Origin of the sequence: Streptomyces sp. NA04227, assembly GCF_013364195.1 — a bacterium.
Taxonomy (GTDB): domain Bacteria; phylum Actinomycetota; class Actinomycetes; order Streptomycetales; family Streptomycetaceae; genus Streptomyces.
The window spans coordinates 6,353,764-6,369,595 of sequence record NZ_CP054918.1 but is presented as its reverse complement, the minus strand read 5'-3'; the positions used below and the strand labels follow the sequence as shown (position 1 = coordinate 6,369,595).

General features: G+C 70.0%; 9 protein-coding genes. 3 read left to right on the top strand and 6 right to left on the bottom strand.

What is annotated here, in order from left to right; all coding sequences use genetic code 11:
* Nucleotides 1-9: 9 nt before the first annotated feature.
* From HUT18_RS27115 to eccB, 6 genes are all read right to left on the bottom strand, one after another.
* Nucleotides 10-318, bottom strand: a complete 309-nt coding sequence (locus tag HUT18_RS27115) for a WXG100 family type VII secretion target (protein WP_176103150.1) — start codon at nucleotides 316-318, stop codon at nucleotides 10-12.
* 40 nt (nucleotides 319-358) lie between these two features.
* A complete protein-coding gene (locus HUT18_RS27110) occupies nucleotides 359-694 on the bottom strand; it encodes a WXG100 family type VII secretion target (RefSeq protein WP_176103149.1) in 336 nt (111 codons plus the stop codon).
* 66 nt (nucleotides 695-760) lie between these two features.
* Nucleotides 761-1,966 (bottom strand): S8 family serine peptidase, encoded by a 1,206-nt coding sequence (locus HUT18_RS27105; RefSeq protein ID WP_176103148.1) that lies wholly within the window; start codon nucleotides 1,964-1,966, stop codon nucleotides 761-763.
* A gap of 1,559 nt (nucleotides 1,967-3,525) precedes the next feature.
* Nucleotides 3,526-4,092 (bottom strand): hypothetical protein, encoded by a 567-nt coding sequence (locus HUT18_RS27100; RefSeq protein ID WP_254878832.1) that lies wholly within the window; start codon nucleotides 4,090-4,092, stop codon nucleotides 3,526-3,528.
* 269 nt (nucleotides 4,093-4,361) lie between these two features.
* Nucleotides 4,362-5,582, bottom strand: a complete 1,221-nt coding sequence (gene mycP, locus HUT18_RS27095) for a type VII secretion-associated serine protease mycosin (RefSeq protein WP_176104831.1) — start codon at nucleotides 5,580-5,582, stop codon at nucleotides 4,362-4,364.
* An 85-nt stretch (nucleotides 5,583-5,667) separates the two neighbouring features.
* Nucleotides 5,668-7,209, bottom strand: a complete 1,542-nt coding sequence (gene eccB, locus HUT18_RS27090; protein WP_176103147.1) for a type VII secretion protein EccB — start codon at nucleotides 7,207-7,209, stop codon at nucleotides 5,668-5,670.
* Nucleotides 7,210-7,383: 174 nt separating this feature from the next.
* On the opposite strand from eccB, the gene eccE reads away from it, so the two are divergent.
* The 3 genes from eccE (at nucleotide 7,384) to HUT18_RS33990 (ending at nucleotide 15,416) form a co-directional block, all read left to right on the top strand.
* Complete coding sequence (gene eccE / locus HUT18_RS27085; RefSeq protein WP_176103146.1) at nucleotides 7,384-8,703, top strand: type VII secretion protein EccE; 1,320 nt, start codon at nucleotides 7,384-7,386, stop codon at nucleotides 8,701-8,703.
* Nucleotides 8,704-8,708: 5 nt separating this feature from the next.
* Nucleotides 8,709-9,530: a hypothetical protein gene (locus HUT18_RS27080; RefSeq protein WP_254878831.1), complete on the top strand. Its 822-nt coding sequence runs from the start codon at nucleotides 8,709-8,711 to the stop codon at nucleotides 9,528-9,530.
* 390 nt (nucleotides 9,531-9,920) lie between these two features.
* Nucleotides 9,921-15,416, top strand: a complete 5,496-nt coding sequence (locus HUT18_RS33990; RefSeq protein WP_254878830.1) for an SCO5717 family growth-regulating ATPase — start codon at nucleotides 9,921-9,923, stop codon at nucleotides 15,414-15,416.
* Nucleotides 15,417-15,832 lie beyond the last annotated feature (416 nt).

Sequence of the window (15,832 nt, the reverse complement as noted above, 5' to 3'; positions counted from 1 at the left end):
CACCATGACTCACATGATCTCGTAGTACCTTGCCGCTTTGAGATCGCCGCCACGATAGTCACCGCCGGCACCGTGCACCACTTTCGCGATTTCCTTGAGCGCCCGGTGAATATCTGCGGCCTCCTTGTCCCACTCCCGCTGTTGCCGGGAGTAGGTATTGAAGGCTTCACCCTCCCAGAGTCCGGCGAGGCTCTGCACTTTTCGCTGGATCATGTCGAGAGATGTTTCCAGCGTCCGTGCTTCCCGCACGAGATCCGTGGCTGCGGTGTCGAGGTTGCTGTACGTGACTGTCAATCGCCCGGGGTCGGGAACGGACATGCCTTTGCCTTCCTGTTGGTGGTTACGGATGCCACGAAGATCAGTACGAGTTGAACGCAGACTGCCCAGCAGGGCTAACCTCGACCTTTTGCGCCGCAGATCGGACCAAATCCTCGGTGTGATCATTGATCTTCTTGTTCTGCGCAATAGCTTCCAAGAAGCCCTCAAGAAGGTGGTTAATGCGCACCATGCTTGAGTTGATCTCGTTCTGCTTCTGCTGGAAGGCGCGCGCACCGACGCCTTCCCAGGCACCCTGAATGCCATCGATGATGTTATTCAGGTTATGGACACTCTTCCGGACATCGTCGTACGTGCGCGTCACTACGTCCGTCGCTTCGCGAATTTCTTGGTCGGATACACTCTGTTTATCGACCATAATTCCTCCTCGTTAGTTGCGATTGGTCGTTTTCAGGGGTGAGCTCGCGGCACGGACATTCTGGTTTCACACGCCACGGCGCTGCCTGGCAACGACTGCCACCCCAAGAGCCAGTACGCCCGCGGCGGCGATCCCGATCAGCCAGTACTTTCCACTGTCGCCCGACGAGCTGGAAGCGTTTGCCGCCTCCGGATTCACAGACGGCTTGGCCGATCCCTCGGAGGAGCCTTCCGCAGCACTCGGCTCCGGAGAACCGACGGGCTTGGAGGGCTCAGCAATTGTCGACTTACCCGAGATCGGGTCGATATTGGCCGGGCCTGGGTTTCCTTGATTCTTCAGGATGTTGCGGGCCGGACGGATGAGGCCATAGCCGAGGTAGATGCTCGGATTATCTTTCGGCCAGTCACGGCCTGCCGTGTCGATCAATACGCGGAGAACCTGATTGGCGGTCCAGTCAGGGTGCTTGGACCAGATCAGGGCTGCGGCGGCTGAGGTGATGGCGGTGGCGGAGCTTGTGCCGCCGCTGCTGGTGCAGTACTTGGTAAGCGACTTGTCGCAATAACCAGGAAGCTGCCCTGACGGTGCAGCGAGGTCAATATAGTTGCCGTGCTGAGAGTACTTCTCGACCTTTCCGTCCTTGTCGGACGCACCGACACCTACCACTCCGTGTAGCCCAGCGGGATATTCTTTCTTATTCTCGCCGTCTCCGCTGTTTCCAACGGCCGCGAACACCAACTTTCCCTTCGATATGGCATACCGAATGGAATCTTCCAAGCTTTGGTACCACTCAGGTCCACCGAATGAGAGATTGATGATCCTCGCTTCGCTGTCGGCGGCAACTCGGATGGCCTTGTGGCTGTCACCGCTGTCCGCCCCATAGCCTTTTGCGCTCTTGCGGAGGGGAAGAATCTTGGCGTCTGGCGCCAAGCCCCTGATTCCGCCGCCCTCACCCGATCCGGCGATAAGCTCCGCCATGGTCGTGCCGTGACCATTAAAGTCGTCGTTCGGACCCCCGGGAGTGCCCGTCACGTCTTCACCTGCCAGCAGTTTCCCTTGCAGGCCCGGAGTCTTTCCGACGCCACTGTCGACGACGGCTACGGTGATGCCTCGCCCGGTGCTGACCTTCCAGAGCCCTTCCGCGTTCATTGAGTTCAGATACCACTGTTGGCTCTGGACGTCGGCGGCGTTGGCGGGCGAACCATGCCCAACGAGAGCCGCTGTCAGCGCGGTTGAGGCAACCAGTGCACCAACACGAGCCTTGGCGGCGGTCATCCGCGGACTCCGCGTTCCGTACTGGCGGCTACCAGTCGTCTTCACAGTGTTCTTCCTAGCCTGGCTATTCGATTACGGGTGGAACGTTGCCCTCTGAGGAGCCTTTCGCCTGCGGAGGCTGGCTCACGTCATCCGTTTTCCTTTGCCGCTTCCGCCTTCCGTTTCCGACCTCTTTGCATCACTTTGCGAGGGCGTGAGCCGCGAAGCCGATGCGTCGCCCCGTGCTCCGGCTTTCGTGGGATCTGTCACGGGTTTACCGCTGACACCATCGGGAGGAGTCGCCCCGCTCCGGGGCAGTCGCGGCTTTGCGCGTGAAGGCTCCCCTCCAACAGCGCGGCCTTGTCCCAACACTCCTTGTGGGGATCGCCTTGGCCCCATCGTGTTGCCCCCTGTCCGAGGACCACTGCTTGCCGAAGTGGGACGCACAGTTGTGGGCTGCTGCGGCGTACCGCCAACGATCCCGGTCGTACGCCCGCTTCCAGGTACAGCCCTCCCTCTGGGCTGACTCATACCCACCGGACGTCCCGTGATCGGCGCCTGCCGACCGGTCCCAGTGGGTGGACCGCCGCTCGTCGGGGGACGGCCCACCGGAGCACCAGGGCCACGTTCAGTCGGAGCTTTGAAATGGCTCTGGGCGGGCGGAACGCCCCGCACCGGGGTAGTGGGCAGTCCAGGCTTGGTGCGACCAGGCATGTGCGACAACGGAGGGGAGCCGGATACGATCGGCGGCCCAATGGGGAGGTTCGGCCCAGTCGGGGGCGGACTCGTCGGGGCAGGCTGCGGCGAAGGAGCCACCGGTTTCGGCGACGGCGGGCTCGAGACCGTATCGATCTCTGTGCCGACAGTGTCAACGGGACGAACTGGAAGTGGCGTTGCCGGGTCGAGTGAGGCAGGCTCAATAGTGTTGCCATCCCCTGGGGCGGTTGGAGCATTGGGGATCTCAGTCGTGGCGGCCCCTCCTGACGAGAACCTCGGATCGTGTCGATCCTCACCCGTTGGAAACGGCACCCCTACCTCCGGCATAACCTCAAAAACCGGCGCCTCCTGCCGAACCAACTCCGTCTGTGAAGTCCGGTAGAACGACGACAACCGCTGGATCTGGTTGATGGCCTCCTGGCGGTTCTGTTCGCCTGCCTTGGCCTGTTCGTACTCCGGGTTGCCCTCGACGCGCTTGGTGACCGGGATTTCGTCGACCGTCTTCGGGTCCGTGCGCATGTCCCTCGGCGGCATCGAACTGCGCACCGACGCAAGACCGGTGGCCGCCGTGACCATGTGGGTGCCTGCCGTTTCGGCGTAGTCGGCCAGATTGTGGGTCTTCTCGACCAACTTCCTGCCCCACTTGCGGAAGGCAGTGCCCGCCTCGCCCTCCCAGTCGACGTTGTCGATGTGCTTGCCGAGCTCGGTTGCAGCGGCACCGATGGCCTCGCAGGCGCGCCTGAGCGCCGCACCGGTGTGCTCCAGGTCCTCGGGGTAGGAGTTCTCCACCAGGTCGATCATGTCGTTGAGGCGAAGGCTGTCGAAGTGGGAGGAGCCGGCGGCTCCCGTGTTCTGACCGGCCATCAGGCGTAGCCTCCTTCGGTCGCCCCGTCGCGGGTTTCCTGGCCGGGCGCGACCGTGTGTTCGCGTTCACGGTCCGGCCCGTAGAGTTCGCGGTCCTCGTACGTCCGCGTCTGGATCGTGTGAAACCGCCGCCGCATCTCTTCGTCCAGGTTGTCGAAACCGATGTCCGCGCCCTGGACCGCGATACCCATCGCCTCGATCTGATCCCCCAACATCCGCGAGAGCGAAGTCAGCCGTTCGTGCACCTGGTTGTAGGCGGAGTGGAGGTCGTCCGCCTCGGGAAAGGGGATGTCCGCGCCGCTGAACGAGGCGCGGGCGAGCAGGTGTTGTCCCACCTTGCCGGAGCCGCCCGCCGAGGCCTCGAAGTCGGTGAGGACGGTGTCGATCCTGGTCTTGAAGTTCTTCAGTGCCTCGACGCCGCGGAAGAGGTCCGCGTTGCCGCCGTCCGAGCCGAAGCCGGTGGTGGACGCCGACTCACCGCGGCTGTCCCGGAAGCTGATCGCGTTGCCGCCGAAGTGGTCGACCCCGTCGGGTCTGCCCCCTGCCGAACTCTGTGCAGCACTCACGCTGCCTTCCCTCCCCGAGTGTGCTCCGCTTGTCCCCCCGAACGCGGAGCGCGGCCGTTCCGTACCGCCTAGTAATCACTGTAGTGACTGGGTATGACAGTTCCAACTGATCTTTTGCAGGCGTCAATTGATGTGTCGGTCACATCGACTTCCGGTCAACGGCGTGGAGTTGACGTTTCATCGGTAGTCGGCTGCTGACCGGGGACACAGTAGCGAGCCCGCGTGTACGACGTATGAGTATCGGTACCTACTCCGGACAACAAGGCGGCTCACCCCGTGTCACGCAGTCGTTGTGCCCTTCTGCGGGTGTCGCGCAGGGCGATGGCCACGCCGCTGATCGCGGCGGCGAGAACGACCGCGGCGAGGGCGATGTACGTACCCAGGCGGCTGTTGCGCTCTGCGGCTGTTTCACCCGTGGGGAGTTCTGCCGGAGTGGGAGGCTTTGCCCGAGTGACGCCCTCGTGGGCGGAGGGGCTGGTGACCGGAGTGTCGTCCTCCGTCAGGGCGCGCACCGGGTCGACGACTCCCCAGCCGACGTAGCGGTCGTGTCCGGCGACGGAGCGTTCCGCGGTCTGCTGGATCTGGGCGACGATCTGCTCCTGCGTCCAGTTCTTGTGCTTGGCCCGGATCAGGGCTGCCACGGCGGCGACGTAGGGGGCGGAGAAGCTGGTGCCGTTGTCGGCGCAGTGGCCGCCCTTGGGGACGGTCGAGACCATGTCGACACCGGGTGCCGCCACGCCCACGAAGTCCCCTGACTGGGAGAAGGCCGCCCGCTCGTTGTTGCGGTCGGAGGAGGCGACCGCGAGGACGCCTTCGAAGGAGGCGGGGTATGTCTTCTTGACGTTGCCGCCCAGTCCGTCGTTGCCGGCCGAGGCGACCACCACGATGTCCTCGGCCAGGGCACGGTTGACGGCTTGCTGGAGGGCGGGCGCCGGTGCGACCGCCTTCGCCGTGTCCTGGGAGATGTTGATGACGCGGGCCTTCGCCTTGATGGCGTGGTCGATCGCCTTCGCGAGAGTTTCGGCGGTGCCGTTTCCCTCGGCGTCGTTCTGGTGGATCGGGATGATCCTCGCCCTGGGGGCCAGACCCACGAAGCCGGTCTTCTTCGCCGGGCGGGCCGCGATGATGCCTGCGACCTTCGTGCCGTGCCCGACAGTGTCCCCGGTCCCGTTCTGCGGCCCGCGGTCGACGGTCCTGCCGTCCTTGTCCTTGAGTTTCTTCGGCAGGGTGTTGGTGCCGCTGCGTGCGTCGACGGCCCCGGCGAGCTGCGGGTGTTTCACGTCGACGCCGGTGTCGATCACGGCGACCCGTACGCCCGCGCCCTCGGACTGCTCCCACAGCTCGTCGAGCAGCACGCGCTGCAGGGACCAGGGCCGCCCCTCGTACTTCTTGGCGGGGAAGGTGCACTGTTCGCCCTCGGCCGCGGCGGGCGGCGCCAGGGTGGCCGTCAGCGCCACCGCGGCGGCGAGTACGGCGCCGGTTCGTCCGATCGCCGGACGGAGTACGGGAGTTGTGGGGCGCGGTACGGGGCGCGGGGCGTGCTTCGTCTCGTTCAGGGCGCGGCTCACGTCCCGCTCACGACCCCTGCGGCTGGCGTGCGGCGCCGGTGGAGAGTCGCGGTCCCGTCGGTACGAACTCCGACCAGTCCTGGGGGACGAGAGCGGGCCGGACGTCGGCGTAGCCGAGCCGCGACTTGGCCTGTTCGGCCTCCTCCTGGGCCGCCTTGTCCTTGTCGTCTTCCTTCTTCTTGTCGCGGCCGATGCCCGCGTCGTCGCCGCCGCTGTCGCTGTTGGACTGCAGTACGTAGCGCAGGCCCGTGTCGGTCACCAGGAACACCGCGCCGGCGTCCGTCGCCGATCCGTCGATCTGCCGGTACAACTGCCCTGATCCGGGGGTGACATAGGCGCTGCTCGACCCCTCGGGTAGTGGCGCCGGGAAGTCACTGCCGGCCCAAGTGGAGAGAGTGGTCCGGCCGCTGTCGTCGTCGACGGAGCGCAGGACGTTGCAGACCGTGTCCCGGTCACCGGGCCCGCCCGCGACGGAGTTGACCGGCGCCGGGGTCCGGGTGGGCCAGCGGCGGTCGGCGGCGAAGTGCTTGTCCTCCGGGTCGAAGTCCTGGGCGCCCGCCGGGTGGGCGCGCCCGTGCTGGCGGAGCGATCCGAGTTGTTTGCTGTTCAGGAGCAGGCGTGCGGTGAAGTCCGAGACGGGCTCCACACGGCCGCGCAGGACCACGTAGTGCTGTCTGCGGTTCCCGTCACCGGCCGACAGGACCATGCCGATGCGGTTCCCGGTCTCGTCGAGGTTGCCGGGGACACCGGCCGGGTCCCCGGGCGTTCCTTCGACGCGCGGGAAGGTGATCTCCTCGCCGTCGTGCACGGTCTTGAGCCATTCCTCGGAGACCCGCTGCGGTTTGCGCCCGTCGCCGACGAGTGTGCGCAGCAGCAGTTCGTCGTCGCCGACCTCGTACGCGGTGCCGCCCGCGTCGACGATGTAGCGCTGCCGGTCGGGGTCGGGCCCCTGTACGTAGAGGAGTTGGCCGCCGTTCAGGCGCCGCTTGCCCGCGACCCTCTCCTTGTCGCGCTCCGCGAAGACGAACGCCGCCTTCTGGATGGCGCGGCCGCCGTCGCCGGGGCGCTCGCAGACCGCCCAGTGCTTGTCGGCCGCGGCCTCGTCGGGCTTGGGAAGGCGGTCGGGTGCGTACGGGATGCCGATGGTGGGGCCGTGCGGGATCTTGCCGTTGTCGAGGACGGATTCCTTGACCTTGACGACCTCGCCCTTGTCGGGGTCGAGGAGCAGCTTGGCGGAGGCCATGTTGAGGACGGGGTGCAGTTGCTTCTTGCCGTCCGTCCTGAGGATCACGTACCGCGTAGTGGAGTCGCTGGCGATGATGACCTTCGCCTCGGGCTCGTCCCAGCCCTTCGGTGCCGTCGGTTTGAACATGCCCCAGGCGCCGAAGCCGGCGAGGAGGATCACGCCGACGATGGAGCCGGGCAGCACGGCCCGCAGCGGCTTGGGGGCGCCCTCCTCCGAGCCCGTCGGGGAAGGCTGGACGAAGGACGCCAGCGTGCGGCGCTTCGCGAAGGTGTAGGCGTTGAGTTCGTCCCGCCGTGATGCCATCTGTGAGCGCACTCCCCGTGCCGCGCCGGGGGGTTGACAGCCCCCGCCCTTCGTTGTCGGACCGGGCCCCTACTATGCCTGTTGCGTGAGTGCGCGTGTGCACTGGGTAGGGTGCACGGGCCTCAACAGGCCGAAGTGCCGGGTGATTCGGGAGAGTTCGGGGGGTTTGCAGGGATGGCCACTGCCACCAGGGAGCGTTCGTCGTCCCGTACGCGTTCCGACGACCGTGACCGGTCCGCGGCGGCGACCGCCGCGTCGGCCCCGGCACCGGGGCCCGTCTCGCCGCGGCTCAAGTCACTTGCGGGCGGGCCGGGTTCGCGTCTGCTGCGGCAGCTCGTACTGGTTCAGGCGGCGGCCGCCGCGGTGCTGGCCGGGTGGGTCGCGGGCGGGCTGTGGCTGGTGCCCGCGGGGGCGTTGGCGGCGGTGCTCGTGGTGGTGGCACTGATACGTCGTCAAGGTCGTTCGCTGCCAGACTGGTTCGCCACGACGGCTGCCTTGCGCGCCCGCAGACGGCAGGCGGCGAGCACCCCGGTGCCGCCGGGCACCGAGCCCGGTTTCGCGCCCGCGGTGGAGTGCGATCCGGCCCTGCGTACGTACTCCTTCGGGGGACGCGACCGCCGCTCGGTGGGCATGCTCGGCGACGGCGGGTTCGTGACGGCGGTGCTCCAGGTGGAGACCGATGCGACGGCCATACGGGCGGACCGGGGTGCCCGGCCGCTCCCGGTCGCGCTCGTGCGGGACGCCCTCGAAGTGGACGACATCCGGCTGGAGTCGGCGCAGATCGTGCTGCACACGCAGCCCGCCCCGGCGCTGCACCTTCCGCAGAACTCGATCGCGGTCACCAACTACGCACCTCTGCAAGCGCAGTCGGGTGCGCCCGCGGTCCGGATCAGCTGGATCGCGCTGAAGCTGGACCCGGAGCTGTGCGCGGAGGCGGTGGCGGCCCGGGGCGGCGGCCTGACGGGCGCACAGAAGTGTCTGGTGCGGGTGACGGACCATCTGGCGAGCCGTCTCACGGGTGCCGGGTTCCGGACCACGGTGCTCACCGAAGAGGGGATCGCGGCGGCCGTCGCGACGTCCGCCTGCGCCAATCCCCTGGTCACGGCCCAGGCCGGACGCGACGAACTGCCCTCGCGCCGGACCGAGGAGAGCGCCCGCTCCTGGCGCTGCGACAACCGCAGGCACACCACCTACTGGATACGCCGCTGGCCCGGGCTCGGCTCCGGCGGCGCGTCGCTGCCGCAACTGGTGGCCGCGCTCAGCGCCACTCCGGCGCTTGCGACGACCTTCAGTCTGACGCTCGCCCGGGGTGACAACCGGGAGACCACGATCCGCGGCCATGTCCGGGTCACCGGTCGCGGCGACGCCGAACTCGTCGCGGCACGAAGGGACTTGGAGCAGGCCGCCCGCCGGGGCAAGGTCGCGCTGGCCCGACTGGACCGCGAGCAACTCCCGGGAGTTCTCGCCACCTTGCCGCTCGGAGGCACCCGCTGATGGCCATGACGACTCCTCGGCACGGCTCGCCCCAGCCCGGTCCGGTCACGGGCGGGGCGGCCCAGGGCGGCCCGCAGCCGTCACCCGAGACGGTGGATCCCGCCCTGGTGGCCAGGCTGCGGGCGCGCGTGCGCGAACGGCTCGGTTTGCAGGGCCCGCGCCACGGACGGCACACGCTGCTCGCCGACGAGGTGGACTCGCTGACCCTGCCGATAGGCGACGACGGTGTGGTCATAGGCGTGGACGCGGAGTCGCGGCCCGCCGTGCTCGGCGTCAACCGGCCCACTCCGTACGACATCGTGCTGATCGGCGGGCTGTGGACCGCGCAGGTGCTCAGCCTGCGGGCGGCGGCGACCGGAGCGCGGGTGGCGGTGGAGACGGGCCGCGCGCAGTCCTGGGCGCCGCTGGTCCAGGCGGTCGGTGCGGGCCAGCCGTGTATGACCCTGCACGAGGTGGGCCGGGTTCCGCCGCAGGGCGCCTCGGCCGGAAGCCCCGCGCTGGTGATCCGGGACTGCGGGATGCGCCCGCCGCGCGGCCGGGTGACCTCCGGTCCGTGGCAGTCGGTGCTGACGCTGCTGCCCTATCTGAGTCCGGTCGCTCCTCGGCTCGTACGGCAGGCCCGGCTCGTCGGTGTGCAGCGCGTGTCCCCGGACGAGGCACGGGAGATCGGCCGCCATCTCGGGCTGCCCCAGGCGGACGTCGCCTCACTGCCGACCCTCGCCGACGGCGTGACGCTGTGGTGCGCCGACCGGGACCGGCAGTACGTGATGACGCAGGCGACGGACGCCGAGTCGGGGCTGCTGGGAACGCCGCGCCGGATGGACTGAGGTCGGAGGTCGGGGGTGCGGGTGCCGTGTCGTCTCTCGCCCCGCAGCGCCGAGCCCGACGTCACGCATCGATGCATGAATGCCCTCAATTCAGCCACCTTATGGCCAGATTCTGGACATGTGGGCATCATCCGGCATTGATACCGGCTTCTGTTGATGTCCTACGACCTCATGTACCAGCCCGGTACCGGTCATCGGACGGACCTGACAGCGGGGTGCGGGCGGTGATTAGGCTGGGGTGGGGTGCGGCGTGTGGGTCCGGCTGCGGTGAGAGCGAAAGGACCGTCGTGCTCCGAGGGGAATCCGGCAGCGACGGTGGCTTCCGATCAGCGGAAGCGGCTGTGTGCTGGCGGCGCACGAGGGTGCTCGACCACACCAGCAGGAGGAATTGTGAGCAGCGATCGGGACGGGAACCGCGGGGGCTGGGCCACACCCGGCGATGACCAGTCCGACGCCGAGTCCCCCATGGAGACGACGGGCGAGTTCACCATCGACTACGCCCCGCCTGCCTGGTACACCCAGAACGCCTCGGACGCCGCGGACGGCCCGGACACCGCCACCGGCCATGCGGGCGTTCCGCCGCAGGGCACTCCCCAGCCCGGGCCGGTGGGTGCGGGGTCGCCCCCGCCGCCGGTCGGCGCACCGCTGCCGCCTCCCGTCGGGGCGAATCCGCCCGGTGGGTCGTACGGCCAGGACCAGGCGCCGCACTGGGGCGCGCCGATGCCTCCGCAGCAGGGCGGCGAGGGCCCTGCCGGTCCGGCCTCTCCGCAGTACCCGGGGGCCGCTCCTCAGCAGGGTCCGCAGGGGGATCAGGGTCAGGGCCCGGATGCTGCCGGTGGTCCGGCGGCGTACGGGTTCGCCAGTGTGCTGGGCGGTCCGGCCGCCGGTACGCCGGTCAACGGGCCCTGGGGCGGGGCCGGTTCGGCGGACACCAACCCTTCGATGCCCGGGAGTGCCGCGGACCCCACCGCGGTGCCGAGCTTCCCGTTGCCGGGGAACTTTCCGCCTGCGGCGCCGCCCGCTTCCGACTTCGCGGTGGCGGGGACGGGGACAGACTCCGGTACGGACGCCGACTCACGTACGGGTGCGGAGAGTGCTTCGGGTGATGGCGCCCTGGAGAGCGGTGCCACCATGCGGTTCAGCGCGTCTGCACTGAAGCAGGAGCTGCGCGAGCTCGAAGAGCGCAAGGCGGCGGAGGCGGAAGCCGAAGCGGAAGCGCGGGCTGTTGCGGAGGCAGGAGCCGAGGTCGGCGAGCCCGGTGCCGAAGCCGACGCCGTGAGCGGCGGAGCCGAGCCGACGGGGACTACGAGCCCTGCGCTCCCGAACTCCTCGGCAGATCTCGCCGGTTCGGCCGTGGACATGAACGTAGACGTGGACGTGGACGAGGCCAACGGCCCGGACGCGGACGAAGCTGCGGCTGAGGGCACGGACCTCGGAGGGGCTGTGCCCGGAACGGCGCCGGAGTTCCAGGCCGGGCCCGCCTCCGACCAGGTGGCAGGGGCGGAGGCCGACGCATCCCTGGCTTCGGACGCCGAGGTTTCGGACAACGCCGTTTCAGGCGACGGAGGTTCGGACGACGGGGCCTCGGATGTGGAGTCGGAGCCCAGCGCTCTGGACCGCTTCCTCGCCCGTACCCGCGTGTCGGCCGCGCAGTCGGCGGACACGGAGGCATCGGCCAGCGAGGCCGGTGACGGCAGCGACGAGGATGAGGACGGCGAGCGGGAGACCAACGTAGGCGGCGCTGCGGACGGGGACGTGGACCAGCCGGAAGGCGAGTCCCCGGAAGGCGAGTCTCCGGAAGGCGAGTCTCCGGAGGGCCACTCCTCGGAGAGCGAGACCTCGGACAGCCAGTCCCCTGGCGGCCCTGAGCCGGTAGACACCAACTCCGGCCCGCTACTGAGCGGTTCGGCTCTTGGCGAGGGTGCGGACATCCCCCTCCCGAGCGAGACCGACGAGACCGACGAGGTCGACGCCGAGCCGCAGCCGACTGCGGATGGCCCGTCCGGCACCGCCGACGCTGTTGACCTCTCCGACCTCGCCAACTCCGCAGAGGAGTCCACCGGCGACAGCGACACCGATGAGGGCGCCGCTACGGACACCTCCGCCCCGCTGGCGGCCCACACAACGCACGCGCCCCAAACCCATAAGGAGCAGGAGGAGGTAGAAGCAGAGGAGTTCGACGACCCGAGTGACCTCTCCTCCCCCAGCACCATGCGGATCAACCTGGGCGGACGTTCCGCCCAGCGCGCCTCGGGACGGGCACAGGACGACGCCCCCTCGGTCGGCTTCACGGGGCCCGGCGTCCCGGCGGGCTCCGAAGCGGGCTATACGGGCGCCGCGCAGTCCGAACCACAGGACGCCGTACCCTCCGGCTACCGCCCCGACGAACCGCAGGACGAACCGCAGGACGCCCCGCCCGCGTGGGCCCCGCCGCCCGTTCCGCAGTCCGGGCTGCCCCCGCTGCCTCCGGACTTCCAGCCCGCCGCACCCGCGGGTGCGGCACAGTGGCCCGTCGGCGCGGCGCCGTGGCCCGCGGGCGCGCAGGCGGACCAGCCCGCAACGCCCGGGAACGAGCAGTCCTCCGCCGCGAGCCAGTCCGCCGGGGCCTACCAGCCGCAGGCGCCCCAGCCCGCCCCGCAGGCCTGGCAGCCGCCCAAGGCCGCCGTACCGCCGCGCAACTCCCCTGCCCCGCAGGCGGGTTCATCGGCGGGCGAGCCGAGCATGGCCGCCGGACCTGGCAGTACACCTCCTTCGGGTACTCCGATCGCGGCAGGAGCGTCAGGCACGGCCGGGGCTCCGGGCCCGTCCGATGCACAGCAGTCCGGCTCCCCGCAGGGTCCGGGCCAGGCGCTGCCCGAGTCCGACGACGTACCGCGCAACCCCTTCGCCCCCGGCGCGCCTTCGCGCCCCGGCGGATACGGCATGCCCACTCCCGGCCCCGGTGGCGCGATCAACACGCCTGCTCCGCAGGACAGTTCGCAGTCGCCCGGCAGTAACGCGCAGGGGCAGGCGGGCGGTTACGGCTTCCCGCGGCCCGCGGCCTCCGAGCCGAACCCGGGCGCACAGCCGGGCAGTGGTTACGGATTCCCGAACCCCGCAGGCACCACGCAGACCCCCGGGGCACAGCCGGGCAGCGGATACGGATTCCCCAACCCCGCAGCCGCCGCCGAGCCGAACTCCGGTGCGCAGCCCGGCGGTTACGGGTTCCCGCAGACCGGCCCCGCTGCCCAGCCCGGCGGATACGGATTCCCGCACCCTGCCGGAACCTCAGCCCCCGGCCAGCCCGCGCAGCCCCTCCCCGGCGGCTATGGCTTCCCGCATCCCCAGGCACAGAGCCAGGGCCAGGGCCAGGGCCAGGGGCAAGATGGCCAGGCTCTCGGTGGATACGGGTTCCCGCAGCCGTCCGGCCCCGGGCAGTCGCAGCCGGACGCCTCGGTGCACTCGCAGCCGACCAGCCGGGCGCCGTTCCCCACTGCGGTGAACCAGTCCGCCGCCGCACCGCAGGGTCCGGATGCGGGCCAACAGCAGGCCGCACAGCCGGGGCAGGGCCAGGACCAGGGGCAGCAGCAGAGCGCGCAGCAGCAGTACCCCGTACAGCCGCTGCCCTCGGCACAGCAGCCGCCCGCGGCGGGCCAGGGCAACGCAGCCCCGGGCGCCTACGGCCAGCAGCCGGGCGCCGGACAACAGCCCACCGGACAGCCCTCCGCCGTACAACCGGGTGCCAACCTCCCCGCGACCGTCGACCGCAATGCCCAGGGTGGCGCCGCCCCGCAACCGGGCGGGCCGTTCTCCGGCGGGCAGCCGGGTGCCGCTCTGCCGCACGGTCAGCAGTACCCGGTTCCGGGTCAGCCCGGTCAACCGACCCCGGATGCCCAACAGTTGGGCCAGGCCTACCCCGGCCAGGCCCCGGCTCCCGGCGCGCAGCAGGCCCACGGACAGCAGCCCCACCCCGGACACCCCGATTACCAGGGGCAGCAGCCCGGCCGGCAGCCACAGCCGGGCCGGCCGTTCACCCCGGGCGGCCAGGGACACGGACAGGACCAGGTACAGGGACAGGCCCAAGTCCCGCCGCAGCAACCGCAGTTCCCGGGTCAGCAGGCACAGCAGCAGCCCGGACAGTTCCCGCAGGGTCAAGCGGCACAGAGCCAAGCCCCGCACGGCCAAGCCCCGCACGGCCAGTCCCCGCAGGGCCAGAATCCTCAACAGGACACGCCGCAACACCACACCCCGCACCACCAGGCCCCTCAACACCACACCCCCCAGGGCCAGTTCCAGCCCGGACAGCCCTTCGTTCCCGGTCAGCAGCCGGGGCAGGGGCAGCAGATCGATCCGCGTACGGGTGCGCCCTACCCGCAGGCGGTGCAGCACGAGCAGCGGCAGCCCACCAACCCGGGGGCGCCGCTGGGCTACACGGCGGCGACGGAACTGTCCTCGGACCGGCTGGTCAACACCAAGCGGCAGAAGGTGCGCAGCCAGAAGCCGTCCGCGGGCGGCCGGTTCAAGATCGGTGGCAAGAAGGAGGAGGCGGAGCGGCTGCGGAAGCTGGAGCTGATCCGTACGCCGGTGCTCTCCTGCTACCGGATCGCGGTGATCAGCCTCAAGGGCGGCGTCGGCAAGACGACGACCACCACCGCACTCGGCGCCACCCTGGCCAGTGAGCGGCAGGACAAGATCCTTGCGATCGACGCCAACCCGGACGCCGGTACGCTCGGCCGCCGGGTGCGCCGGGAGACCGGGGCGACCATCCGCGACCTGGTGCAGGCGATCCCGTACCTGAACTCCTATATGGACATCCGGCGGTTCACCTCGCAGGCGCCGTCCGGTCTGGAGATCCTCGCCAACGACGTGGACCCGGCCGTGTCGACCACGTTCAACGACGAGGACTACCGGCGGGCGATCGACATCCTGGGCCAGCAGTACCCGATCATCCTGACCGACTCGGGTACCGGCCTGCTGTACAGCGCGATGCGCGGGGTGCTCGACCTGGCCGACCAGTTGATCATCATCTCCACGCCGTCGGTGGACGGCGCGAGCAGCGCCTCGACCACGCTCGACTGGCTCTCCGCACACGGTTACGCGGACCTGGTCCAGCGATCGATCACGGTGATCTCGGGCGTGCGCGACACCGGCAAGATGATCAAGGTGGAGGACATCGTCAGCCACTTCGAGACGCGGTGCCGCGGTGTGGTCGTGGTCCCGTTCGACGAGCATCTGGCGGCCGGTGCCGAGGTCGATCTGGACATGATGCGGCCCAAGGTGCGCGAGGCGTACTTCAACCTCTCCGCGATGGTCGCCGAGGACTTCTCGCGGGCGCAGCAGGCGCAGGGTCTGTGGACCTCGGAGGGCAACAACAACCCGCCGCCGCAGATGGCTCCGCCGATGCCGGGCCAGCAGGGCCCGTACGAGGGCGCGCCGCAACAGGGCGCCGGTCAGCCGTATCCGGGCCAGCAGCCCGGCCAGCCCCACCCGGGCCAGGGTCAGCCCTACCCCGGCCAGGGCTATCCGGGCCAGGGCGGCCAGGGCTACCCCGGTCACGGACAGGGCGGTTACGCGCCCGCGCCCGGGCAGGGCTTCGAGGGCGGGGCGGGGCAGCCGCAGCCCGGGCAGCCTCAGCAGCCCGGCGCCGGTCAGGGCTGGGGCGCCCCCGGCCAGCAGGGGCAGGGCCCGGCGGGACAGGCGCAGCCCGGCATACCCGGGCCGGGCCAGCAGAGGCCCGGCTACCAGCAGCCCGGACCCGGGCAGCCCTTCCAACAGCCGCAGGCGCAGCACGAGTTGCCCCCGGGCGGCCAGGGCACGGACCAGCAGAGGGCGCCGGGCCAGCCGGTTCCGCCCGCAGGACTGCACGGCCCGATACCGCCCGGCGGCACCGGCCAGCCACACCAGTAACAACACCCGGGTCAGGGTCCGCGCACGGTAACCCGCAGCGCGCCGCCCCTCGCCCGTTCGGTCCCCCGAGGGCCCGCGTCGTCACCACGATGCGGGCCCTCGCCGCATGCGGCACAATCCGCCCGCCACCGGCCCCGCCATACCCCCTGGCCCGGCCGAAACGCCACCGACCACCGGCCCCGCCCACTGACCGGCACGCCCAACTCCCCCTCCCCGCCCGTCCCGAAGCTCCTCCCCGCCCGTCCCGGAGCCCCTCGCCCCAGGCGCCCCACTGGCCCTTCCACCACCACCGACCCCAGCCGCCCACCCCTCACCGTCACCCCGTGACCTGGCGGCTTTCACCGGTCTGGCCCAATGAGTGCTGATCACTGGTCAACTCGTTATTTCCGCAGGCCACATGGGGTTCACGCGCCGTT

Excerpts from the sequence above, each read along its gene's own strand:
- HUT18_RS27115 (WP_176103150.1), bottom strand. The coding sequence starts at position 318 with ATGTCCGTTCCCGACCCCGGGCGATTGACAGTCACGTACAGCAACCTC.
- HUT18_RS27110 (WP_176103149.1), bottom strand. The coding sequence starts at position 694 with ATGGTCGATAAACAGAGTGTATCCGACCAAGAAATTCGCGAAGCGACG.
- HUT18_RS27105 (WP_176103148.1), bottom strand. The coding sequence starts at position 1,966 with ATGACCGCCGCCAAGGCTCGTGTTGGTGCACTGGTTGCCTCAACCGCG.
- eccB (WP_176103147.1), bottom strand. The coding sequence starts at position 7,209 with ATGGCATCACGGCGGGACGAACTCAACGCCTACACCTTCGCGAAGCGC.
- eccE (WP_176103146.1), top strand. The coding sequence starts at position 7,384 with ATGGCCACTGCCACCAGGGAGCGTTCGTCGTCCCGTACGCGTTCCGAC.
- HUT18_RS27080 (WP_254878831.1), top strand. The coding sequence starts at position 8,709 with ATGACGACTCCTCGGCACGGCTCGCCCCAGCCCGGTCCGGTCACGGGC.